Here is a 22,697-nt window from a genome sequence, read left to right as displayed (position 1 = left end):
CACTGTCGGCGTCCGGGATCTCCTCGACCCGCCTGCCACCCATCCCTCGTTCCCTTCCGTGCACCCGTGATCGACCAGGAGGCAGGCCGCCCGGGGGCCTCGGTCGGAAACCGAAAATCTGACCGGCGTGCTCGAAGCAACAATGCGTGACCCGTGAGGTCCGTGGCCCCGGCGCCAGACTTGCACACGGCCTCAAACGGACCAAGATCGATCGGCGTCGGCGGGCGACCTACCCACCATTTTCACGCCTGCGCGGCGTCCCGAAGAGACCGGGTGACTTGCACTTGCGGCCCGCGTTCCGGCGCTTTTGCCTCTTTCGTCCGGGCCGCAATCGCAAGATCGCGCCCGCCCAGGGCCGCTGTGGCGTGGGTGGAACGGGATGGGTGCGTCGAGGGCGGTTTGACACCCGTGGTGTGCCACCCGGGCGTGCCCGCCCTCGGCGCCCTCGACGATCTTGCACTTGGAGCCCGAAGTCGTCGGGAATGTCCCCTCCGCCGGGGCGGAAAGCGCAAGATCGTCGGATCAGCCCAGGACCAGGCCGGGGTCGGGGTCCTGGTCGGGGGCGGGAGCGGGGATCTTGTACTCCTCGGTCAGCGTGGTCATCGGGCCGGGCCAGGTGGCCTGGGCGACCTCGATCGGCTTGTGCCGCTCGTCGTAGGCGACGTGCAGCAGGTGCAGCACCGGGGTGTCCGGGCGGATCTGGAGGATCTCCGCCTCCTCCCGGCTGGGCTGGCGCGCGCTGATCGTGTCGGTGGCGGTCACGTACCGCCGTCCGGTGACCTCCTCCGCCTCCTGGTAGAGCGGCCGGCCGAACGCCTCGGCGCGCTCCAGTGAGGTGCCGGCGGTGTCGGCAGGCAGGAACCAGGATGCGCCGACCTCGACCGGGGAGTCGTCGGTGCGTACCAGATGCCGCCGGCAGAGCAGTTCGGTGCCGTCGGCGACGCCGAACGCGTCGGCCACCTCGGCCGGGGCGGGGGAGCGGCCGACGGAGACGATCTGCTGCCGGTACCGGGCCGCCAGGTCGGTGTGGTAGCCGCGGAAGCCGCCGTACCGGCCCCGGGACAGGCGGTTGAGGCGACGCCGGGTGCCCCGGACGTACGTACCGGAGCCGGGCTTGGTGATCAGGATGCCCTCGACCCGCAGCTGGTCGACGGCGCGCTGCACGGTCTGCTTGGCGACGCCGAACATCTCGGCGATGGCCGGGATGGACGGCAGCCGCTCGCCCGGACCCCAGTCGCCGCGGCGCACCTGGGCCTTGAGCTGCGCGGCGATCTGCCGGTGCGGGAACTCGGCCGCGCCCGGGTTGATCTGCATGCCCGCCTCCTCGGAACAGCTAGGTTCCTAGGATGCCCCAGAGGATGTGCCGGCGCCACCCCGGACACGAAAAAGCCGGGCCCCACGAGGGAGCCCGGCCTCGACGCGGAGAGCTACCAGGAACCAGCGGTCGGCCCGGCGGAACCGCCGCGACGGCGCAGGTACTTCTCGAACTCCTGGGCGATCTCGTCCCCGGTCAACGGGGTGATGCCGGCGTCGCCGACCCGTTCCTCCAGCTCACGCACGTACTCGCCGAGTTCGGCGTCCTGTTCGGCGGCGCTGCGCACCCGCTGCTCCCACTCGGCTGCCTCCTCGGCCAGGTCGGCCATCGGCACCGGCAGGTCGAGCACCTCCTCGACCCGGTGCAGCAGGGCGAGGGTCGCCTTCGGGCAGGGCGGGTTGTTGGCGTAGTGCGGCACGTGCACCCAGAACGACACCGCGTCGACCTCGGCCCGGGTGCAGGCGTCGTGCAGCACGCCGACGATGCCCGTCGGCCCGTCGTACCGGGTGGGGGTGAGCTGGTAGCGCTTCGCCGCGTCGGCGTCCGACGCGCTGCCACTGATCGGCAGCGGCCGGGTGTACGGCACGTCGGCCAGCAACGCGCCGAGCAGCACCACCCGTTCGACCTCCAGGCTGTGGCAGATCTCCAGCACCTGCTCGCAGAACGTCCGCCAGCGCATGCTCGGCTCGATGCCGCGGATCAGCACCACGTCGCGCTCGGTGCCCTCCGGGCTGGCCACCATGAACCGTGTGGTGGGCCACTCGACGCGCCGCGTCTCCCCGTCGGCCATGGTGATCGTCGGGCGGCTCACCTGGAAGTCGTAGAAGTCCTCCGGGTCCAGCTCGGTCACCTCCCGGGCCTGCCAGACCTGCTCCAGGTGTTCCACGGCGGCGGTGGAGGCGTCGGCGGCGTCGTTCCAGCCCTCGAAGGCCGCGATGGCGACCGGCGAGCGCAGTACCGGCAGCCCGTCGAACTCGGTCACGCCGTCACCTCACCCTGCTCGTCGGGCGCGGCGCCGCCCGGTCGCACTGTCGCACCCCTGTTGTCCTTCACGTCCGTCAGCCTACGTGCCGCCGCCGGACCCGGCCCGTCGGCCGCGCCGGTCGCCGGGCCGGACCACCCCGGCGAACCGGCGCAAAGGTGTACACCGGGCCGGTGGGCAGTATGTGGGAAGGCCCGGTTCGGGTGACTCTGCCGTACTCGGGCGCACTACCCTGGAGCATGTGCCTACCTCGTTGCGTGACCTGCTGGCCGGTCGGATCCTGATCGCGGACGGCGCGATGGGGACGATGCTCCAGGCCGCCGACCTCACCCTCGACGACTTCGACGGCCTCGAAGGCTGCAACGAGATCCTCAACGTGACCCGGCCGGACGTGGTCCGCGGCGTGCACGACGCCTACCTGGCCGCGGGCGCGGACTGCGTGGAGACCAACACGTTCGGCGCCAACCTGCCCAACCTCGCCGAGTACGGCATCCCCGGCCGCATCCGGGAGCTGTCCGAGGCGGGCGCGCGGATCGCGCGGGAGGCAGCCGACGCGTACGCGACGGAGGAGCATCCCCGGTTCGTGCTCGGCTCGATGGGTCCGGGCACCAAGCTGCCCACGCTCGGCCACGCGAGCTACGCCTCGCTGCGCGACGCGTACCAGGAGAACGCCGCCGGCCTGATCGCCGGCGGCGCGGACGCGCTGATCATCGAGACCTGTCAGGACCTGCTCCAGGTGAAGGCGGCGGTGGTCGGGTCGAAGCGGGCCCGCGCCGAGGCCGGCCGGGACGTGCCGATCATCTGCCAGGTGTCGGTGGAAACCACCGGCACCATGCTGCTCGGCAGCGAGATCGGCGCCGCGCTGACCGCGATCGAGCCGCTCGGCGTCGACCTGATCGGGCTGAACTGCTCCACCGGCCCGGCGGAGATGGGCGAGCACCTGCGCTACCTGGCGCGGCACTCCCGCCTCCCGATCTCGGTGATGCCGAACGCCGGCCTGCCCGTGCTGACCGCCGACGGGGCGTACTTCCCGCTCGGCCCGGACGAGATGGCCGACGCGCTGGAGCAGTTCGTCACCGACTACGGCGTGGCCCTGATCGGCGGCTGCTGCGGCACCACCCCGGAGCACATCCGGGTGCTGGTGGAGCGGCTCGGCGGACGGGCGCCGGTGGCGCGGGAGCCGAAGCCGGACGCCGGGGTCGCGTCGATCTACCACCACGTGCCGTTCGCCCAGGACGCCAGCATCCTGATGGTGGGGGAGCGGACGAACGCCAACGGCTCGAAGGCGTTCCGTGAGTCGATGCTCGCCGGGGACTGGCAGGCCTGCGTGGAGGTCGCGCGTAGTCAGGCCCGGGACGGCTCGCACCTGCTGGACCTCTGCGTCGACTACGTCGGCCGCGACGGCACGCAGGACATGCGTGAGCTGGCCGGCCGCTTCGCCACCGCCTCGACGCTGCCGATCGTGCTGGACTCCACCGAGCCGGCCGTGATCGAGGCCGGGCTGGAGATGCTCGGCGGCCGGTGCGTGGTCAACTCGGTGAACTTCGAGGACGGCGACGGCCCCGAGTCCCGCTACGCGCGGATCATGCCGGTGGTCAAGGAGCACGGCGCCGCGGTCGTGGCGCTGCTCATCGACGAGGAGGGCCAGGCCCGCACCCGGGAGTGGAAGGTACGGGTGGCCTGCCGGCTGATCGACGACCTCACCGGCCGGTGGGGGATGCGCCGGGAGGACATCCTCATCGACGCGCTGACGTTCCCGATCGCCACCGGGCAGGAGGAGACCCGCCGCGACGGCATCGAGACGATCGAGGCGATCCGGGAGATCGCCGCGCGCTACCCGGGCGTCAACTTCACCGCCGGCATCTCCAACGTGTCGTTCGGGCTCAACCCGGCGGCCCGGCAGGTGCTCAACTCGGTGTTCCTGCACGAGTGCGCCCAGGCCGGGCTGACCTCGGCGATCGTGCACGCCAGCAAGATCCTGCCGATGTCGCGGATCCCGGACGAGCAGCGCGAGGTGGCACTCGACCTGGTGTACGACCGCCGCCGCGAGGGCTACGACCCGGTGCAGCGGTTCATCGAGGCATTCGAGGGCGTGGACGCGGCGTCGGCGCGGGCCACGCGTGCCGAGGAACTGGCCGCGCTGCCGCTGGACGAGCGGCTCAAGCGGCGGATCATCGACGGGGAGCGCAACGGCCTGGAGGCCGACCTGGACACCGCGATGGCGCAGGGGCGTACGCCGCTGTCCATCATCAACGACCTGCTGCTGGACGGCATGAAGGTGGTCGGGGAGCTGTTCGGCTCCGGGCAGATGCAGTTGCCGTTCGTGCTCCAGTCCGCCGAGGTGATGAAGACCGCGGTGGCCTACCTGGAGCCGCACATGGAGAAGACAGATGACGACGGCAAGGGCCGGATCGTGCTCGCCACGGTGAAGGGCGACGTGCATGACATCGGCAAGAACCTGGTCGACATCATCCTGTCCAACAACGGCTACGACGTGGTGAACATCGGCATCAAGCAGCCGATCAACGCGATCCTCGACGCCGCCGAGGAGCACCGGGCCGACGCGATCGGCATGTCCGGCCTGCTGGTCAAGAGCACCGTGATCATGAAGGAGAACCTGGCCGAGATGGCCTCCCGGGGCGTGGCCGAGCGCTGGCCGGTGCTGCTCGGCGGCGCGGCGCTGACCCGCGCGTACGTGGAGGACGACCTGCGGTCGATCTACCCGGGCCAGGTGCACTACGCCCGCGACGCGTTCGAAGGGCTGTCCCTGATGGACCGGGTGATGGCGGCCAAGCGCGGCGGCGCGCCGGTGGTCGACCCGGAGCGGGAGGCCGCGCTGGTGGCCCGCCGGGAGCGCCGCGAGCGGCAGCGGGCGCAGGTCCGCGAGGCGCTGCCCGAACTGGACGACGCGTCGGTCCGCTCCGACGTGGCGGCCGACGTGGCGGTGCCGAGGCCGCCGTTCTTCGGCACCCGGGTGGTGAAGGGCGTGCCGTTGGCCGACTACGCGGCGCTGCTGGACGAGCGGGCCACGTTCCTGGGCCAGTGGGGGCTGCGCGGCGCCCGCGGCGGCAAGGGACCGTCGTACGAGGAACTGGTCGAGACCGAGGGCCGGCCCCGGCTGCGGTACTGGCTGGACCGACTGATCTCCGACCAGGTGCTGGAGGCGGCCGTGGTGTACGGCTACTTCCCGGCGTACTCCGAGGGCAACGACCTGGTGGTGCTGGACGAGAACGGGCACAGCGAGCGGGCCCGGTTCTCCTTCCCCCGGCAGCGCCAGGAGCGGCGGCTGTGCCTGGCGGACTTCTTCCGGCCCCGGGGTGACCAGCTCGACGTGGTGGCGTTGCAGCTGGTCACCGTCGGGCAGCCGATCAGCGAGTACACGGCGAAGATGTTCGCCGGCAACGAGTACCGCGACTACCTGGAGGTGCACGGCCTGTCCGTGCAGCTCACCGAGGCCCTCGCCGAGTACTGGCACCGGCGGATCCGGGCCGAGCTGGTGCTGCCCGGCGGCGGCACCGTGGCCGACGACGACCCGGCCGACCTGGCCGGCCTGCTGCGCACCGACTACCGGGGCTGCCGGTACGCGTTCGGCTACCCGGCCTGCCCGGACCTGGAGGACCGGGCGAAGATCGTGGAGCTGCTGGGCGCCGAGCGGATCGGGGTGCAGTTGTCGGAGGAGTTCCAGCTGGTGCCGGAGCAGGCGACCGATGCGATCGTGGTGCACCACCCGGAGGCGAACTACTTCAACGCCAAGTGACGCGCCACTTGCCCTGAGCTGTGACTCTATAGCGAGCCATCAGGCGTGTGGCGGGCCGCGTGTGAGAGGTTATGCGGGCGCGGCCTGCGGCAGGCGCGGGCGACCACCGCACGGTTTCTGAAGGGTGTGCGGTGACCACCCACGGCCCGGTCATGCCGGTCAGGACCTGCGGCGGCTGCGACATGCCATGGCCGAGCCCGACCCGCAAGCGGGAGCTGCGCGGGGAGTACCCGGACGCGCCGGTGTCGCTGGCCCTCCACCTCGGTGCCTACCTCGTCCAGGCCACGGAGGACATGCCCTGGACGCCGGCCGGCGTGCTGCACCGCCGCTTCCTCGGCTGGACCAGGGAAGAATGTGTGACGGGCACGGGCGCGCGAACTCAGCACCGCGCCGTCAGCTCGTGCGCGGGGCGTACATGATGACGGCGACGCCGACCAGGCAGATGGCCGCGCCGGCGAGGTCGTAGCGGTCGGGCCGGAACTTGTCGACCACCATGCCCCAGGCGAGCGACCCGGCGACGAACACGCCGCCGTAGGCGGCGAGGATGCGGCCGAAGTTCGGGTCCGGCTGGAACGTGGCTACGAATCCGTAGGCGCCGAGCGCGATCACCCCGGCGGCGATCCAGAGCAGCCCGCGGTTCTCCCGCCAGCCCTGCCACACCAACCAGGCGCCGCCGATCTCGGCGAGCGCGGCGAGCAGGAACAGCAGGATGGACCGGACGACAGTCATGCGTCAGACCGTAGCCGGGCCGTGCTCCGGATCGGCGAAGGGCAGCGGGAGTTGCCGGCGCAGGTGATCAGGTCGTCGCAGCCGGCCGAGATCGCCTCTCGCAGCGTGTCGCGGACGGCGGTGAGGTCCGCGACCTCGGCGAGGGTGAAGCCGAGACGTTGCGCGGCCTTCACCACCCGCAGCAGGGTGACCGTCTCGGCCGGGTAGAGCCGATGCCCGCCGCCGGGCGACCGCCGGCCGCTCGGCGGTGGGCAGCGTGCAGGCGTCGGGCACCCAGGAGTCGTCGGGCCCGGCTACCCGGCCGAGTTCGCCGAGGCGCTCGGCACCAGCCGGCAGAACCTGTCCAACCACCTCGCCTGTCTGCGCGGTTGCGGCCTGGTCGTGGCCGTACCGGAGGGGCGCCGCACCCGGTACGAACCGGCCTGCTGGTCACCGCGACGATCACCTACAACGTGATCGAGGCGGTGGTGGCGATCAGCGCCGGCACCGCCGCCCCATCGACCGCACTGATCGGTTGTGGTGCCGGTGCTGTCGGCCGCCCAACGCCGTACGGGCCGTGAACTGGGCTCCCGATCGGCGGTGGCCGACTCGAAACAGACGCTGCTGTGCACGTACCTCTCGGTGGTCCTGCTCGTCGGGCTGGCCCTCAACGGCCTGCTCGGATGGTCCTGGGCCGACCCGGTCGCGGCCCTGGTGATCGCCGTCGTCGCGGTCCGCGAGGGCCGCGACGCCTGGCGCGGCGACACCTGCTGCGTCACCTGTGGTCCGGGCGACGGGCGCGGCGCGCGGGCGTGATCACCGGCCGCGACCTGCGGCGACGTCGGGAATACGGCTGTGCTCGACGGCCCGGCGGGCTACCGTCACCGGAGTGCGGCCCGGCGCGGGTCAGCCGCGCCGCGTCCACGCCCGAGCCGTTCCGTTGACGTGGCGGAAACGCCCGCAGGCGAGCATGGGAACGACGAAAGGGGCGGACATGACCGACGAGGTGACGTCGCAGGTCCCGCTGGAACCGGCACCCGTGCTGACCACCACGCGCGCCGGCGCCGGGCCGGTCGGACCGCCGAGCAGCCTGGACCTGTGGGCGCGCGCCCAGGTGCTGCACCGCTGCTTCGGCGACGACGACGGTGAGCCGCACATCATGCGCGGCCTGGACTGATCGCGCCCGGCCTCCTTCCCGCACCGCCGGAACGCGGCGCGCACCACCGCTGAGGGTGGCGCCGCGACCTGCCGGCTTCCGCTGCTGCTGGTCACCGTCCCCACCGCCGGTGAACGTTTCCCGGCTGCGGTACGTGAGAGCCGGTGAGCGTCACCGGCGCCTGCCGGGGGTACTGCTGCTGCGGGACACGGGTGCGACAGCCGGGAGGTCATGGTGGGGGACAGGGCGGGACGTCGGGGGCGCGGGCCGATCGCCAGGCTGGTGGTGGCCGCGCTGGTGGCGGCCGGCTGCATGGCCGGCGGCGTCGACCAGGGCGAGCCGCAGCGGCCCGCACCGCCGCGGAGCGGGCAGCCGGAGTCGCAGACCACCCGGGCCGACGGCACCACGAGCGTGGCCGAGTTCCAGCGGGACATCCAGGACGCGGTCCGGCTGGCCGAACAGTACTGGGCACAGCAGTTCCGCGCCTCCGGTCAGCGGTTCACCCCGATCCGGCGGGTGGTGCCCTACAGCCGCGAGGGCGAGGTGACCTGTGCCGGGCAGGGGCTGCCGCGCAACAACGCGGTGTACTGCTCGGCCGGCGACTTCATCGCCTACGACGTGAACTGGTCGGTGGCGGCGTTCCGGCAGATCGGCGACGCGTTCCTGTTCTACCTGCTCGGCCACGAGTACGCCCACGGTGTGCAGGTGCGGCTGGGCGGCCGCTACGACTTCACCATCCAGCAGGAGTTGCAGGCCGACTGCATGGCCGGGGCGTACCTCGGGGACAGCGTGCGGTCCGGGGTGCTGGAACTGGAGGACGGCGACCTGGAGGAGTTCCGGGAAGGGCTGCTGGCGGTCGGCGACGACCCCGACCAGCCGTGGTTCGCCGAGGGCTCGCACGGCACCGCCGAGCAGCGCAGCGACTCGTTCTTCCGGGGGTACGAGAAGTCGCTCGGCGCCTGCGGCCTCGGCTGATGCCGCGGGTCACCGGAGATCGGGGACGGTGACCGGCGCACCGGGCGCGGCTGGCAGGATCGGCGGGGTACGCGTACCGAAGGAGGCCCCCGCTGAGCAGCAAGCACCCCGCCGCCGTGCTCTTCGACATGGACGGCACCCTGGTCGACAGCGAGAAACTGTGGGACGTCGCGTTGCAGGAACTGGCCGCCGTGTACGGCGGTGTCCTGTCCGAGGACGCCCGCCGCGCGATCGTCGGCACCGGGATGGCCGACGCGATGCGGATCGTGCACGACGACCTGGGCCAACCGGAGCGGGACGTGCAGGAGAGCGCCGACTGGATCAGCGCCCGGATCCTGGACCTGTTCCGCACCGGGCTGCGGTGGCGTCCGGGCGCGCTGGCGCTGCTGCGGGCGGTACGCGTGGCCGGCATCCCCACCGCACTCGTCACCTCCAGCGGCCGGCCCCTGGTCGAGGTGGCGCTGGACACGCTGGGCCGGGACAGCTTCGACGTGGTGGTCTGCGGCGACGAGGTGGGCGCGGCCAAGCCGCACCCGGAGCCGTACCTGACCGCCGCGCGTCTGCTGGGCGTGCCGGTGCAGCGGTGCGTGGCGATCGAGGACTCACCGACCGGTGTGGCGAGCGCGCTGGCCGCCGGGGCGGCGGTGCTGGCCGTACCGGCCGAGGTGCCGCTGGCGCCCGCCGACGGCGTACACCAGGTGGAGAGCCTGCTCGGGGCGGACCTGGAGCTGCTCGCAGCCCTGCTCAACCGTTAAGAAGGGCCCCTTCCTATGCACGAGGCGTTAAGAAGGGGCCCTTCCTTCACGTCAGTCGTGGGCGATGGCACCCAGGACGTTGATCCGCGCGGCGCGGATCGCCGGCAGCACCGCGGCGACCACGCCGATGATCGCGGCCAGGATCAGGAACGTCACCATCTGACCCCAGGGCAGGACCAGGTCGGTGATGCCCTCGTCCTTGAGCGCCTCGACGACCGCCGCGCCGAGCCCGGTGCCGACCACCACACCGAGCAGCGCGCCGAAGATCGAGATCACCACCGCCTCGACCGTGATCATGCGCATGGTCTGGGCGCGGCGCAGGCCGATCGCCCGCAGCAGGCCCAGCTCGCGGGTCCGTTCCAGCACCGACAGCGCGAGCGTGTTGATGATGCCCAGCACCGCGATCACGATGGCCAGCGCCAGCAGGATCTGGATCATCTGGAGCAGGGAGTCCAGCTGGCCGGTCTGCTGCTCGATGAACGCGGCCCGGTCGGCCACCGACACCTCGGGGCTGTCCGCCAGCAGCCGCTCGACCTGCGGCTGGATCGCGTCGACCGACGTGCCGGGGGCGAGCTGGAGGAAGCCCTGGATCGGCTGCGGGATGCTGAAGTCCGCAGTGGCCTGCGGCGGAAGCGTCACCGAGTTCGTCAGCTGCGAACTTTCGTAGATGCCGCTGACCGTGTAGGTGCGGGCCTCGCCGCGGGACAGCTGCACCGGCACCGTCGAACCGACGGTGAGGTTGCGGGCCTGCGCGGTGTCCGCGCTGACCAGCATCTGGTCCGGCGCCAGCCGGCTGATGTCACCGGCGGCGGCCTTCGCCCCGAAGATCTGCTGCAGCGCCGCCACGTTGCTCGACGCGGACACCCAGGTCCGCTCGCCGCCGACCACCGCCAGGTCGCCGTACTCGCCGCTGACCATCCGCACGCCCGGGATCGCGGCGGCCTTCTCCAGCACGGCCGGGTCGAAGCTCGCCGGACGTGGCCCGGACGACGCGCCGGAGATCACCAGCTCCGCCTTGATGGTGTCCTCCGCCAGCTTGCCGAGGCTGCCCTTGGCCGAGTCCAGGATCACCGTCACGCCGGTGACCAGGGCGATGCCCACCATCAGCGCGGCGGCGGTGATCGCGGTGCGGCGCGGGTTGCGGCCCGAGTTGAGCCGGCCCAGCTTGCCCGGCACCGACCAGGAGAACACCGCGCCGAGCAGCGCCACCACCGGCCGGCTGATGATCGGCGTCAGTAGCGCCACACCGATGAACGCGAACAGGACGCCGCCCAGGATGGTCGCCAGGGTGCTGTCACCCGCGTGCCCGCCGAGGCCCAGGAACAGCAGCACCGCGCCGATGCCGGTGACCACCGCGCCGCCGACGGTGACCTTGGTCAGCGGCCGGTCCGGCGTGGCGACGTCCTGCATCGCGGCGATCGGCGGGATGCGCGAGGCGCGCACCGCAGGCAGCAGCGCGGCGACCACCGTGATCAGCATGCCTACCGCGAACGCGCCGATCACCGCCGAGGGCGGCACACCCAGCCCGGCCAGGCTCAGACCTCCGGCGAGCTGACCGAACAGGTACGCCAGCAGCGCGCCCACGCCGATGCCGGCGGCGAGCCCCAGCACCGAGGCGATCAGGCCGACCGCGAGCGCCTCCAGCACCACCGAGCCGATGACCTGCTTGCCGCTGGCCCCGATCGCCCGCATCAGCGCCAGCTCACGGGTGCGTTGGGCCACGATGATCGAGAACGTGTTGAGGATCAGGAACGTGCCGACCAGCAGCGCCACCGCGGCGAACCCGAGGAGGATCTTGTTGAAGAACGACAGTCCCTCCTTGAGGCCGGCCGAGGCGTCGGCGGCGAGCTGCTCGCCGGTCTTGACCTGGTAGTCGGCGCCCAGCGTGCGGGCCACCTCGTCGCGCAGCGACTCCGGTGTGGTGCCACCGGCGGCCTGGACGCTGACGCTGCTGAACACGTCCGGCTCGCCCAGCATCAGCTGCTGCGCTACCGGCGTGGTGAAGTAGACCTCGTTGGCGCCGCCGATCGAGTCCCGGCCGCCGCTGTAGCCGAACACGCCGACGATCGTGAACTCTTTCTTCGGCGCGAGCGTCAGCACGCCGACCCGGTCGCCGACCTTGACCTTGCCGGCCTCGGCCAGCGCGGCGTTGATTACGATCTCGTCGTCGGCCTGCGGGCCGCGCCCCTCGCGCAGCTCCAGCAGGTCGCCCTCGCCGAGCCAGTTCTGGCCCAGCTGCGGCGGGCCGAACGAGGTGACGACCTTGCCGTTGCTGCCGATCATGCGGGCGCCCTCGGCGGCCACCACGCCCTCGGCTTCGGCCACCCCCGGCACCGCCTTGACCCGGTCGAGTACCGACGCCGGCATCGGCGTGCTCACCGGCATGCCCTCGGTCGTGGATACGTCGATCTTCGGCTTCGCCTCGACACTGACGTCGACCTCGGAGTACGCGTCGGCGAAGACCGCGTCGAAGGACCGCCCGAGCGTGTCGGTGAGCACGAACGCACCGGAGACGAACATGACGCCGAGCACCACCGCCAGGCCGGACAGCAGCAGGCGCAGCTTGCGCGCCAGCAGGCTCTTGAGCGTTGCCCGCAGCATCAGTTGCCCACCTCGACCGGGGCGTCCAGCTTCTTCATCGTGTCCAGCACCGTCTCGGCGGTCGGCTCGATCAGCTCGGAGACGATCTGCCCGTCGGCGAGGAAGACCACCCGGTCGGCGTACCCGGCGGCGGTCGGGTCGTGCGTGACCATCACGATGGTCTGGCCGTGCTCGCGTACCGAGTTGCGCAGGAACTTGAGCACCTCGGCGCCGGAGCGGGAGTCCAGGTTGCCGGTCGGCTCGTCGGCGAAGATCACCTCGGGACGGGCGACGAGCGCCCGGGCGCACGCCACGCGCTGCTGCTGGCCGCCGGAGAGCTGCGCCGGGCGGTGCCCGAGCCGCTCCCGCAGGCCGACCGTGTCGATCACCGTGTCGTACCAGGCCGGGTCGGGCCTGCGCCCGGCGATCGACAGCGGCAGCAGGATGTTCTCCTGCGCGGTGAGCGTGGGCAGCAGGTTGAACTGCTGGAAGATGAAGCCCACCTTGTCGCGGCGCAGCTTCGTCAGACCGGAGTCGTTGAGCCCGGTCACCGTCGTGTCGCCGATCATGACCGTGCCCTTGGTCACCGTGTCCAGCCCGGCGAGGCAGTGCATCAGCGTGGACTTGCCCGAGCCGGACGGCCCCATGATCGCGGTGAACCGGCCGCGTTCGAACTCGGCGCTCACCCCCCGTAGCGCGACGACCTGTGCCTCGCCGCTGCCGTACACCTTCCACACGTCGTTCGCCCGGGCCGCGGCCTGCACTCGGCCCACCGTCGCGGTCACGTCATCTACCTCTTCCGTATGTCGTTCTCATGCCGTACCGCCCCCGCTGGTCGGTGCGGCGCAATCCATCCTCGGGGCCGGGAGCCCGGATGCCCTCCGACCTGGGGTGGAATCCGCGCCGAACTTCCGGTGAGGGTCGACCCCCATCCGGGCTCAGGGTGACCCCTGACCGGCGGGCGACACCGACGCTAGGGCCTGACCCCACGTGATGGTCAACACGCCAGCCCCGCCGCTGGTCACGGTAGGCGACGCGCGCCAGCTATCCGCCGGGACGGACCAGACCCGTCTCGTACGCGAGCACGACCGCCTGGACCCGGTCGCGCAACCGTAGCTTCGTCAGTACATGACCGACATGGGTTTTCACGGTGGTCTCGCTGACCGACAGCACCCGGGCGATCTCCGTGTTCGACAGTCCGCGCGCCATGTGGGTGAGCACTTCCCGCTCCCGGTCGGTCAGCGGCTCCAGCGCCCGCGCCGGCGTGGCGGCCGGGTCCGGCAGCACCTGGGCGAAGCGGTCCAGCAGCCGGCGCAGGACGCCCGGTGAGATCACCGCGCCCCCGGCGGCCACCGCACGGATCGCGGCGACGAGATCCTCGGCCGGCACGTCCTTGGTCAGGAAGCCGCTCGCCCCGGCCCGCAACGCCCCGACGACGTGGTCGTCCTGCGCGAACGTGGTGAGCACGAGCACGCGTACCGGCAGCCGGGCCGACACGATCGCGCGGGTGGCGGCCATCCCGTCCAGGCGCGGCATCCGGATGTCCATCAGCACCACGTCGGGCAGCAGCCGCCGGGCCAGCTCCACCGCCTCCACGCCGTCGCCGGCCTCGCCCACCACGTCGAGGTCGTCCTCCGCGCCGAGCACCATCCGGAATCCGGTACGCAGCAGCGGCTGGTCGTCGGCGAGCAGAATCCGCACCGGCCGGGAGACGGCGCCCTCGGTCATGCGTCCCCCTCGTCGTCCGGGCGGCGGTCCGGCCGGGACCCGTCGGCGCCGGCACGCGCCCGCGATCCATCCGGCGCGAACCGGGCGGTAACCACCGTAGAGGCGCCGTCCGCGCGGTCGCCGATCAGGCCGCCCCGATCCCGCCGGTTGGCCGGGCTCCGCGTGCCCGGCACGCGCGAGGTCGTGGGCGGTCTGTGTGCCGGGCTCGCCCCGAGGTGGCTCGCGTGCCCGGCCAACACCGACCGGAAGGGCCGGCGGCCCAGGGCGACCGGCCCTTCCGGCCACCGCCGGGCGGGCCGTCTCGGTGTCGTCGGTCCACTCCCGCCGGGTACACATCGGGATCGGGTGCGCTCCGCGCCGGGCCGCGCGGGATTGCGGGCCGGCCCTGCGCGGGATCGCCCGCCGGGCCGGGGCGGTCCGGCCCGGCGTCAGCGCGGGGACCCTGCGTCGGGAGCGGGGGTGATCAGCCCGGGCGTCCCTGCGGCGGGAGCGGAGGTCATCAGCCCCGGTACTCTGCGGCGGGAGCGGAGGTTACTCGTCAGCGCCGGGTGCGACCGGGCGGGAGCGGGCGTCCACCAGCGGGTCGGGTGCGGCGGCGGAGGTCGGGAACGGCGGCGGCGTCCCGCCGTAGCTCGGGCACAGCGCCTGGTGGTTGCACCAGTCGCACAGCCGGCTCGGCCGGGGACGGAAGTCCTGCCGGGCGGTGGCCTGCTCGATCGCCCGCCACAGCGCCACCACGGTGCGCTCGAACCGCACCAGCTCGTCGGCCTCCGGCGCGTAGTCGCAGACCTCGGCGTCCTTGAGGTAGAGCAGGCGCAGCACGCGCGGCACCACGCCCCGGGTGCGCCACAGCACCAGGGCGTAGAACTTGAGCTGGAACAGCGCCCGCGCCTCGAACGCCTCCCGCGGCGCCCCGCCGGTCTTGTAGTCGACCACCCGCAGAGCGCCGTCCGGCGCGACGTCGAGCCGGTCGAGATAGCCCCGGATGAGCAACTCGTCGTCCACCACCGCGGAGATCAGCGCCTCACGCTCGGCCGGCTCCAGCCGGCGCGGGTCCTCCACCGCGAAGTAGCCGTCCAGCAGCGCCGTCGCCGACCGGAGGAACTCCTGCGGCCCGACGACGTCGCCGTCGGCGAACAGCATGGACAGCTCCGGCTCCTCGGTGACCAGCCGGTCCCACTGCGGGGCGACCAGGTCACCCGCCGACTCCGGGGTGCGCGCGGCGGCCGGCAGGTCGAACAGCCGCTCCAACACGGCGTGCACGAGCGTGCCCCGGGCCTGTTCGACGGTCGGCCGCTCGGGCAGCCGGTCGATGCTGCGGAACCGGTAGAGCAGCGGGCAGGTCTTGAAGTCGGCCGCCCGCGACGGCGACAACGAGGCCCGCACGGTGACCGGCGCCGGCGCCGCCGTCTGGTCGCCGTGACTGTCGATCGTCGGTTCCGCCGTCATGACCGGAAGGTTAGGGCACGCGTGTGACAGGGCCGGCGTCGCCGCACCAAGCATGATCGGGACCGAGCGACCGCGGCGGCTCACTCCCCGCGCTCACGTAGCATCGGGCCGGTGCAGCAGCGGAGCCGAGGACCCCGCCGGCCGGGGCTCAGCCTCGGCCGGATCCTCGGGGTGCCGCTGCGCGTCGACGCCTCGATGCTGCTGCTCACCGTCGTGGTCACGGTGCTGTACGCGGCGCTGGCCCGCCGCCAGCTCGACCTCGGCCCGCTCGGCGGCTACCTGGTCGGCCTCGGCTTCGTGATCTCGCTGCTCGGCTCCGTGCTGCTGCACGAGCTGGGTCACGCGCTGACCGCCCGCCGCTACGGCATCGGTGTGCGGGGGATCACGCTGGAACTGCTCGGCGGCTACACCGAGATGGACCGGGACGCCCCCAGTCCCCGGGTCGAGCTGCTGATCTCCCTGGCCGGCCCGGCCGTCTCGGCGGTGCTCGGCGTCGGCGCGGTCGCCGCCACCCTCGCCCTGCCCGCCGGCACGCTCGGCCACCAGCTCGCCTTCCAGCTCGCGGTCAGCAACGTGGTGGTGGCGATCTTCAACAGCCTGCCCGGCCTGCCGCTGGACGGCGGCCGGGCGCTGCGCGCCGCGGTGTGGGCGCTCACCCGCGACCGGCACCGCGGCACCGAGGTGGCCGGCTGGGTGGGGCGGGTGGTCGCGCTGGGCACGCTGGTGCTGGTCGTGGTGCTCACCATGCGCCGGGCGCTGGCCCCGCTGGCCCTGCCACTGCTGCTGCTCGTCGCGCTGACGCTGTGGCGCGGCGCCGGCCAGTCGATCCGGATGGCGCGCATCGGCCGCCGGCTGCACCTGGTCGACCTGGCCCGGCTGGCCCGCGCGGTACTGCCGGTGCCCGCCGGCACGCCGCTGGCCGAGGCCCAGCGCCGCCGCGACGAGGCGGGCGCCCCCGAGGCGGCGCTCGGCGTGGTCGACTCGGCCGGCCGCACGGTCGCCCTGGTCGACCCGGCGCGCATCGCCGCCGTATCGCGGCAACGGTGGCCGTGGGTCGCGGTGGACGAGGTGGCCCGCGACCTGTCCGCCGTGCCGGCCCTGCCGGTCGGGGCGGACGGCGAGCGGGTGCTGGAGACCGTGCGCACCCACCCGGGCGCGCAGTACGTCGTGACGTCAGGCGAAGATGTGGTCGGCGTGCTGCACATCGCGGATCTCGCCCAGCTCCTGGAACCCGAACGGAAGACGAACACGTGACCGCAGAGATCTCCACCGTCCCGGCGTTGCCCCCGGTCCACCGCGGGCCGTTCCGGCCGGGCGACCGGGTCCAGCTGACCGACCCGAAGGGCCGGATGCACACCGTGACGCTGGAGCCCGGCAAGGAGTTCCACACCCACCGCGGGATCCTCAAGCACGACACCCTGATCGGCCTGCCCGACGGCAGCGTGGTCACCACCGCCGGCGGCGGCACCGCGTTCCTGGCGCTGCGGCCGCTGCTGTCGGACTACGTGTTGTCCATGCCGCGCGGTGCTCAGGTGATCTACCCGAAGGACTCGGCGCAGATCGTCGCCATGGGTGACATCTTCCCCGGCGCCAAGGTGCTGGAGGCCGGCGCCGGATCCGGCGCGCTGTCCTGCTCGCTGCTGCGGGCCGTCGGCACCGAGGGTGAGCTGCACTCGTTCGAGGTGCGTGACGACTTCGCCCAGATCGCCCGCCGCAACGTCGAGGCGTTCTTCAACGGGCCGCATCCGGCCTGGCGGCTGCACGTCGGCGACGTCGCCGGCTGCGCCGAGACCGGTTTCGACCGGATCATCCTCGACATGCTCACCCCGTGGGAGATGCTCGACATGGTCGAGCGGGCGCTCGTGCCCGGCGGCGTGCTGATCGGCTACGTGGCCACCACCCCGCAGCTGTCCGAGTTGGTCGAGGCGCTGCGCGAGCGCGGCGGCTGGACCGAGCCGCGCGCCTGGGAGTCGCTGGTGCGGGACTGGCACGCCGAAGGGCTCGCGGTCCGCCCGGACCACCGGATGATCGCCCACACCGCGTTCCTGGTCTCCGCGCGCAAGCTCGCCCCCGGGGTCACCGCGCCGCCGCGCCGCCGCAAGCCCAGCAAGGGCGCCGAGGCGTACGCGCAGCGCCGCGACGCCCTGCGCGCCGCCGCCGCGGCCCGCGCGGCGGAGGAGCCGGAGCAGCCCTGACCCCCGCCGCGCGCCCGTGCGCGCACGGGCGGATCATGTGTGCCGGTGGGGACGACACCTGAGCGGGTGGAGACGGTGGCATGAGCGAGCGGATCGGGGCGCGTGTCGGGCGGCGCGCCCGTGCCGGTGACCGGGACCGGTGGCAGCACGGCGGCGCGGCCGGGCGGGAGGCGGCGTGAGCAACCCCGGCTACGGCAACGGCGACCTGCCCGCCGTCTTCCCGGACTGGTCGCCCTACACCGACCTGGAGTCGGCCGCCCGGGCGTACCTGCGCGACCCGGACATCGCGCTGGAGGCGCTCGACGGAGTGCTGCGGGGCGCGTCGGTGCTCGGCTTCACGCTGGAGCGCTTCGTCAACGAGGTGAACGGGGTGTGGCAGGAGGTCGTCGTCTGCGACGGCAGCCGGCTGGTGCTCTGGCACGGCGAGGACGTGCCGCCGGGGGAGGGGCCGCCCGGCGCGATGACCTCGTCGCTGCGGGTGGTGCCGCTGTCCACGGTCACCGAGGTCGGCTGCCGGCGGCGGCTCATGCGCGCCGACAACGGCACCGTACGGGTCGACAGCATCGACGTGTACCTGCTGCTCAGCTCACTCGACGAGGCGCCGCCCAGCGACGAGGCGATCGGCGCGCCCCGGCACGACGCGCTGCGCTTCGGCAAGACGCTGGACGACGGCGGCGCGGGGCAGATCGCCCGGCTGGAGGAGTTCGCCCGGCTGGTCGCCTCGGTCGTCGGCCGGCCCCTGCTCTGAGGCGGACGCACGACGGGCCGGGGACCACACGTCCCCGGCCCGTCGTGTCCGTCTCCGCCTCAGTCCTCGGCCTCCGGGCCGGCCACCTCGACGCCGTCGCTGCCGCGGACGACGTGGATGCACTCGCCCGGGCACTCCTTCGCCGAGTCGATCACCTCGAGGCGCAGGTGCTCCGGCACGTCCACCCGGGCGCCCGGGGCCTGCCGCAGCTCGCCGTCGGGGCCCTTGACGTACGCCAGGCCGTCGACGTCGAACTCGAAGACCTCCGGCGCGTACTGCACGCAGAGCCCGTCACCGGTGCAGAGATCCTGGTCCACCCAGACCTGCAACTGGTCGGTCGCGACGTCGGTCACGAAGCACCCCCCATGTTCTCCCGTCCCACGCTCCGACGGTACCCGAACGCCGGTACCCGCCCCGCGACCAGCCCTTCGCGATCAAGCTTCGGTGACGAGCGCGTTGCTGTGGACCGAATCGGGCTCATAGCGGCTAGTGTTAGGTCAGAACGTTCAAGCCCCCCGGGGAGGTGGGACGTGGCACGCAGCGACGACGCGGACTCGCGCGCCGCACGGTGGGAAAAGGAAGCCCACGATCTCTCCACGCAGGTCGCGTTCCTGCAAGAGGAACTCGCTCTGGTGCGGCGCAAGTTGACCGAAAGCCCCCGACACGTCCGGCAGCTCGAAGAGCGGCTGGCGGCCACCCAGGCACAGTTGGCGCGGCTGACCGAGAACAACGAACGGCTCGTGAGCACCCTCAAGGAGGCCCGCGCGCAGATCGTGACGCTCAAGGAGGAGATCGACCGGCTCGCCCAGCCGCCGAGTGGCTATGGCGTCTTCCTGGCCAAGCACGACGACGGCACGGTGGACGTGTTCACCGGCGGGCGCAAGCTCCGGGTGGCCGTCTCGCCCTCGCTGGAGGTCGACGAGCTGCGCCGTGGCCAGGAGGTCCTGCTCAACGACGCGCTCAACATCGTCGACGCGTTCGGCTACGAGCGGGTCGGCGAGGTGGTGATGCTCAAGGAGATCCTGGCGGGCCCCGAGGGCGCTCCGGGTGACCGGGCGCTCGTGGTCTCGCACTCCGACGAGGAGCGCATCGTGCACCTCGCCGAGACCCTGATCGGCAGCGCGATCCGGGCCGGCGACTCGCTCATGATCGAGCCCCGTTCGGCGTACGCGTACGAGCGGATCCCGAAGAGCGAGGTCGAGGAGCTGGTCCTGGAGGAGGTGCCCGACGTCAACTACGAGGACATCGGTGGCCTCCAGGCGCAGATCGAGCAGATCCGCGACGCGGTGGAACTGCCGTTCCTGCACTCCGACCTGTTCCGCGAGCATCAGCTCCGGCCGCCGAAGGGCATCCTGCTCTACGGCCCGCCCGGCTGCGGCAAGACGCTCATCGCCAAGGCGGTGGCCAACTCGCTGGCCAAGAAGATCGCCGAGCGGGAGGGCAAGGAGCGGCACACCAGCTTCTTCCTCAACATCAAGGGCCCCGAGCTGCTCAACAAGTACGTCGGCGAGACCGAGCGGCACATCCGGCTGATCTTCCAGCGGGCGCGGGAGAAGGCCGGCGAGGGCACTCCGGTGATCGTGTTCTTCGACGAGATGGACTCGGTGTTCCGCACCCGCGGCTCCGGCGTCTCCTCCGACGTGGAGAACACCATCGTCCCGCAGCTGCTCAGCGAGATCGACGGTGTCGAGGGCCTGGAGAACGTCATCGTCATCGGCGCCTCCAACCGGGAAGACATGATCGACCCGGCGATCCTGCGCCCCGGCCGGCTCGACGTGAAGATCAAGATCGAGCGGCCGGACGCCGAGGCGGCGAAGGACATCTTCTCCAAGTACATCCTCGCCGGCCTGCCGCTGCACGCCGACGACCTGGCCGAGCACGGCGGCGACGCCCAGGCGACGGTCGCGGCGATGATCGACGCGGTGGTCCTGCGGATGTACTCCGAGACCGAGGAGAACCGCTTCCTCGAGGTCACCTACGCCAACGGCGACAAGGAAGTCCTCTACTTCAAGGACTTCAACTCCGGTGCGATGATCCAGAACATCGTCGACCGGGGCAAGAAGATGGCCATCAAGGAGTTCCTCACCTCCGGACGCAAGGGGCTGCGCCTGCAGCACCTGCTCGACGCCTGCGTCGACGAGTTCCGCGAGAACGAGGACCTGCCCAACACCACCAACCCCGACGACTGGGCCCGCATCTCCGGTAAGAAGGGCGAGCGGATCGTCTACATCCGCACGCTCGTCTCCGGCGGCAAGGGCGCCGAGGCCGGACGGTCCATCGAGACCGCCAGCAACACCGGACAGTACCTGTAGTCCGGTCCACTCGACGAAGGCCCGTGGCGGGTTCGCCACGGGCCTTCGCGCGTACCAGGGGAAGCCGCCACACCGGACCCGGCGCCGCCGCCACGCCCCCTGCGCGCGTCACGCCGACTACGCTCGACGTGACGGGGACCCCGACGGCGAGCGGAGCGGGTAGGTCGATGAGCGTCAGAAGGATCATGGGCACCGAGGTCGAGTACGGCATCTCCGTGCCCGGTCAGGCCGGAGCCAACCCGATGGTCACCTCCTCCCAGGTGGTGAACGCCTACGGGGCGCGGCCGGAACTCAACCGGGGCGGCCGGGCCCGCTGGGACTACGAGGAGGAGTCGCCACTGCGCGACGCCCGCGGGTTCACCTACTCCGGCGCCGCGTACGACCCGGCCGAGGCGCTCGCCGACGAGGATCTCGGGCTGGCGAACGTCATACTCACCAACGGCGCCCGCCTCTACGTCGACCACGCCCACCCGGAGTACTCCACGCCCGAGGTGACGAATCCCCTCGACGTGGTGCGGTGGGACAAGGCGGGGGAGCGCGTGATGGCCGAGGCGGCCCGGCGCGCCGCGACCATCCCGGGCACCCACCCGATCCACCTGTACAAGAACAACACCGACAACAAGGGTGCCAGCTACGGCTCGCACGAGAACTACCTGATGCGCCGGCAGACGCCGTTCGCCGACATCGTGGCGTACCTGACGCCCTTCTTCGTCACCCGGCAGATCGTCTGCGGCGCCGGGCGGGTCGGCATCGGCCAGGACGGCGGCCAGAGCGGTTTCCAGATCTCCCAGCGGGCCGACTTCTTCGAGGTCGAGGTGGGGCTGGAGACGACGCTCAAGCGGCCCATCATCAACACCCGGGACGAGCCGCACGCCGACGCCGACAAGTACCGCCGGCTGCACGTCATCATCGGCGATGCCAACCTGTCCGAGATCTCCACGTTCCTGAAGGTCGGCACCACCTCGCTGATCCTCGCCATGATCGAGGAGAAGGCGCTCGGCGCGGACCTCGGCATCGCCGACCCGGTGGCCGAGCTGCGCGCGGTCAGCCACGACCCGTCGCTCAAGCACCTGATGCGGATGCGCGACGGCCGCAAGCTCACCGCGCTGGACGTGCAGTGGGCGTACCTGGAGCGGGTCGCCTCCTTCGTGGACGACCGCCACGGCCAGGACGTGGACCCGCAGACCGCGGACGTGCTGCGCCGCTGGGAGAGCGTGCTGGACCGGCTCGGCCGGGACGCGTTCGAGTGCGCCGACGAGCTGGACTGGGTGGCCAAGCTGCGGCTGCTGGAGGGCTACCGGGAGCGGGAGAAGCTGAGCTGGGGCTCGCACAAGCTGCAACTGGTCGACCTGCAGTACTCCGACGTGCGGCCGGAGAAGGGCCTCTACCATCGTCTGGTGCAGCGCGGCTCGATGAAGACGCTGCTGACCGACGAGCAGACCCGCACCGCGATGACCGAGCCGCCGGAGGACACCCGGGCCTACTTCCGGGGCCGCTGCCTCGACCGGTACGCCTCCGAGGTGGTCGCCGCGAGCTGGGACTCGGTCATCTTCGACGTGGGCCGGGAGTCGCTGGTCCGGGTGCCGATGATGGAGCCCGAGCGGGGCACCCGCGCGCACGTCGGCGAGCTGTTCGACCGCTGCGCGAGCGCCAAGGATCTGCTGGAGACGCTCACCGGCGGGTGACCCCGATGCCGGAAGGCCCGCCGGGTGCCGGAAACGGGCACGCGACGGGCCTTTCGTCGCTCCCGCGAGGTAAGTTGATCGCAGGCGATCGTGGAGGAGGCACCACCATGGCGACGCAAGAGGGTGGGCAGACCCAGTCCGGCAAGTCCCGCGAGGAGGTCGAGGAGGTCACCGCTGAGGCCAACCCCGAGGTGGCCGAGCGGCACGCCGAGATCACCGAGGACGTCGACGACCTGCTCGACGAGATCGACTCCGTGCTGGAGGAGAACGCAGAGGAATTTGTGAGGGGATATGTGCAGAAAGGGGGTCAATGAGGCTTATGTCCGATTTGCCGGAGGCTTCGGACAAGCTT

The 22,697-nt window shown here is 72.1% G+C and carries 20 protein-coding genes and 2 pseudogenes; 13 read left to right on the top strand and 9 right to left on the bottom strand.

The window, feature by feature from the left end; translation table 11 throughout:
• Window positions 1-522 precede the first annotated feature (522 nt).
• A complete protein-coding gene (locus C569_RS0103900; protein WP_018784514.1) occupies window positions 523-1,314 on the bottom strand; it encodes a GntR family transcriptional regulator in 792 nt (263 codons plus the stop codon).
• A 113-nt stretch (window positions 1,315-1,427) separates the two neighbouring features.
• Window positions 1,428-2,297 carry a PAC2 family protein gene (locus tag C569_RS0103895; protein ID WP_013286081.1) on the bottom strand — a complete coding sequence of 290 codons (870 nt, stop codon included), beginning with the start codon at window positions 2,295-2,297 and terminating at the stop codon, window positions 1,428-1,430.
• A gap of 241 nt (window positions 2,298-2,538) precedes the next feature.
• Here C569_RS0103895 and metH point away from each other — a divergent pair, with 241 nt between their 5' ends.
• The gene (gene metH / locus C569_RS0103890; RefSeq protein ID WP_155945487.1) at window positions 2,539-6,054 is read left to right on the top strand and encodes a methionine synthase; all 3,516 of its coding nucleotides are present in this window, start codon (window positions 2,539-2,541) and stop codon (window positions 6,052-6,054) included.
• Window positions 6,055-6,185: 131 nt separating this feature from the next.
• The gene (locus C569_RS0103885) at window positions 6,186-6,473 is read left to right on the top strand and encodes a hypothetical protein (protein WP_018784512.1); all 288 of its coding nucleotides are present in this window, start codon (window positions 6,186-6,188) and stop codon (window positions 6,471-6,473) included.
• Here the strand turns inward: C569_RS0103885 and C569_RS0103880 are convergent.
• Entirely contained in the window at window positions 6,448-6,783 is a 336-nt protein-coding gene (locus tag C569_RS0103880; protein ID WP_018784511.1) for a YnfA family protein, read from the bottom strand. The two genes, C569_RS0103885 and C569_RS0103880, sit on opposite strands and share 26 nt — an antisense overlap.
• Window positions 6,780-6,968 (bottom strand): hypothetical protein, encoded by a 189-nt coding sequence (locus tag C569_RS29775; RefSeq protein WP_231394710.1) that lies wholly within the window; start codon window positions 6,966-6,968, stop codon window positions 6,780-6,782. Before C569_RS29775 ends, C569_RS0103880 begins: the two co-directional genes overlap by 4 nt.
• Before the next feature lie 100 nt (window positions 6,969-7,068).
• Here C569_RS29775 and C569_RS32055 point away from each other — a divergent pair.
• The 5 genes and pseudogenes from C569_RS32055 to C569_RS0103855 all read left to right on the top strand — a co-directional run.
• Window positions 7,069-7,206, top strand: a pseudogene (locus C569_RS32055) (winged helix-turn-helix domain-containing protein); the annotation flags it as partial.
• Window positions 7,152-7,578: pseudogene (locus tag C569_RS29770) on the top strand (cation transporter). The pseudogenes C569_RS32055 and C569_RS29770, both read left to right, overlap by 55 nt.
• A gap of 178 nt (window positions 7,579-7,756) precedes the next feature.
• Complete coding sequence (locus C569_RS0103865) at window positions 7,757-7,939, top strand: hypothetical protein (protein ID WP_018784508.1); 183 nt, start codon at window positions 7,757-7,759, stop codon at window positions 7,937-7,939.
• A gap of 213 nt (window positions 7,940-8,152) precedes the next feature.
• Window positions 8,153-8,893, top strand: a complete 741-nt coding sequence (locus C569_RS0103860; protein ID WP_026267673.1) for a neutral zinc metallopeptidase — start codon at window positions 8,153-8,155, stop codon at window positions 8,891-8,893.
• A gap of 116 nt (window positions 8,894-9,009) precedes the next feature.
• Complete coding sequence (locus C569_RS0103855; protein WP_018784506.1) at window positions 9,010-9,648, top strand: HAD family phosphatase; 639 nt, start codon at window positions 9,010-9,012, stop codon at window positions 9,646-9,648.
• Between the two features lie 51 nt (window positions 9,649-9,699).
• On the opposite strand, the gene C569_RS0103850 is transcribed toward C569_RS0103855, so the two are convergent.
• The 4 genes from C569_RS0103850 to C569_RS0103830 all read right to left on the bottom strand — a co-directional run bounded on the left by C569_RS0103850 (window position 9,700) and on the right by C569_RS0103830 (window position 15,405).
• Window positions 9,700-12,249: an ABC transporter permease gene (locus C569_RS0103850; RefSeq protein WP_018784505.1), complete on the bottom strand. Its 2,550-nt coding sequence runs from the start codon at window positions 12,247-12,249 to the stop codon at window positions 9,700-9,702.
• Window positions 12,249-13,013, bottom strand: coding sequence for an ABC transporter ATP-binding protein (locus C569_RS0103845; RefSeq protein WP_018784504.1), 765 nt, complete (start codon window positions 13,011-13,013; stop codon window positions 12,249-12,251). Before C569_RS0103845 ends, C569_RS0103850 begins: the two co-directional genes overlap by 1 nt.
• 259 nt (window positions 13,014-13,272) lie before the next feature.
• On the bottom strand, window positions 13,273-13,956 hold the full coding sequence (locus C569_RS0103840; RefSeq protein WP_018784503.1) for a response regulator transcription factor: 684 nt from the start codon (window positions 13,954-13,956) through the stop codon (window positions 13,273-13,275).
• Between the two features lie 531 nt (window positions 13,957-14,487).
• Window positions 14,488-15,405 carry a PD-(D/E)XK nuclease family protein gene (locus C569_RS0103830; protein WP_018784501.1) on the bottom strand — a complete coding sequence of 306 codons (918 nt, stop codon included), beginning with the start codon at window positions 15,403-15,405 and terminating at the stop codon, window positions 14,488-14,490.
• A gap of 111 nt (window positions 15,406-15,516) precedes the next feature.
• On the opposite strand from C569_RS0103830, the gene C569_RS0103825 reads away from it, so the two are divergent.
• The 3 genes from C569_RS0103825 (at window position 15,517) to C569_RS0103810 (ending at window position 18,348) form a co-directional block, all read left to right on the top strand.
• Window positions 15,517-16,659: a M50 family metallopeptidase gene (locus C569_RS0103825; RefSeq protein ID WP_026267672.1), complete on the top strand. Its 1,143-nt coding sequence runs from the start codon at window positions 15,517-15,519 to the stop codon at window positions 16,657-16,659.
• Window positions 16,656-17,600, top strand: a complete 945-nt coding sequence (locus tag C569_RS0103820; RefSeq protein WP_018784499.1) for a tRNA (adenine-N1)-methyltransferase — start codon at window positions 16,656-16,658, stop codon at window positions 17,598-17,600. Before C569_RS0103825 ends, C569_RS0103820 begins: the two co-directional genes overlap by 4 nt.
• Window positions 17,601-17,775: 175 nt before the next feature.
• On the top strand, window positions 17,776-18,348 hold the full coding sequence (locus C569_RS0103810; protein WP_013476950.1) for a hypothetical protein: 573 nt from the start codon (window positions 17,776-17,778) through the stop codon (window positions 18,346-18,348).
• A gap of 59 nt (window positions 18,349-18,407) precedes the next feature.
• Here the strand turns inward: C569_RS0103810 and C569_RS0103805 are convergent, their stop codons facing one another.
• The gene (locus tag C569_RS0103805; RefSeq protein WP_013286103.1) at window positions 18,408-18,701 is read right to left on the bottom strand and encodes a ferredoxin; all 294 of its coding nucleotides are present in this window, start codon (window positions 18,699-18,701) and stop codon (window positions 18,408-18,410) included.
• 177 nt (window positions 18,702-18,878) lie between these two features.
• On the opposite strand from C569_RS0103805, the gene arc reads away from it, so the two are divergent.
• The 3 genes from arc to C569_RS0103785 all read left to right on the top strand — a co-directional run bounded on the left by arc (window position 18,879) and on the right by C569_RS0103785 (window position 22,659).
• Window positions 18,879-20,660, top strand: coding sequence for a proteasome ATPase (gene arc, locus C569_RS0103800; protein WP_018784497.1), 1,782 nt, complete (start codon window positions 18,879-18,881; stop codon window positions 20,658-20,660).
• A 167-nt stretch (window positions 20,661-20,827) separates the two neighbouring features.
• A complete protein-coding gene (gene dop / locus C569_RS0103790; RefSeq protein WP_036344993.1) occupies window positions 20,828-22,345 on the top strand; it encodes a depupylase/deamidase Dop in 1,518 nt (505 codons plus the stop codon).
• A 107-nt stretch (window positions 22,346-22,452) separates the two neighbouring features.
• Window positions 22,453-22,659 carry a ubiquitin-like protein Pup gene (locus C569_RS0103785; RefSeq protein WP_013286106.1) on the top strand — a complete coding sequence of 69 codons (207 nt, stop codon included), beginning with the start codon at window positions 22,453-22,455 and terminating at the stop codon, window positions 22,657-22,659.
• The last annotated feature ends 38 nt before the right edge of the window (window positions 22,660-22,697 follow it).

This window comes from Micromonospora sp. CNB394 (assembly GCF_000374985.1).
GTDB lineage: Bacteria > Actinomycetota > Actinomycetes > Mycobacteriales > Micromonosporaceae > Micromonospora > Micromonospora marina.
Note: the sequence above shows the minus strand (reverse complement) of the source record. Positions and strands in the feature narration are given on the sequence as shown.

Excerpts from the sequence above, each read along its gene's own strand:
- dop (WP_036344993.1), top strand. The coding sequence starts at position 20,828 with ATGAGCGTCAGAAGGATCATGGGCACCGAGGTCGAGTACGGCATCTCC.
- C569_RS0103785 (WP_013286106.1), top strand. The coding sequence starts at position 22,453 with ATGGCGACGCAAGAGGGTGGGCAGACCCAGTCCGGCAAGTCCCGCGAG.
- C569_RS0103880 (WP_018784511.1), bottom strand. The coding sequence starts at position 6,783 with ATGACTGTCGTCCGGTCCATCCTGCTGTTCCTGCTCGCCGCGCTCGCC.
- C569_RS0103830 (WP_018784501.1), bottom strand. The coding sequence starts at position 15,405 with ATGACGGCGGAACCGACGATCGACAGTCACGGCGACCAGACGGCGGCG.
- C569_RS0103865 (WP_018784508.1), top strand. The coding sequence starts at position 7,757 with ATGACCGACGAGGTGACGTCGCAGGTCCCGCTGGAACCGGCACCCGTG.
- C569_RS0103840 (WP_018784503.1), bottom strand. The coding sequence starts at position 13,956 with ATGACCGAGGGCGCCGTCTCCCGGCCGGTGCGGATTCTGCTCGCCGAC.
- C569_RS0103900 (WP_018784514.1), bottom strand. The coding sequence starts at position 1,314 with ATGCAGATCAACCCGGGCGCGGCCGAGTTCCCGCACCGGCAGATCGCC.
- C569_RS0103850 (WP_018784505.1), bottom strand. The coding sequence starts at position 12,249 with ATGCTGCGGGCAACGCTCAAGAGCCTGCTGGCGCGCAAGCTGCGCCTG.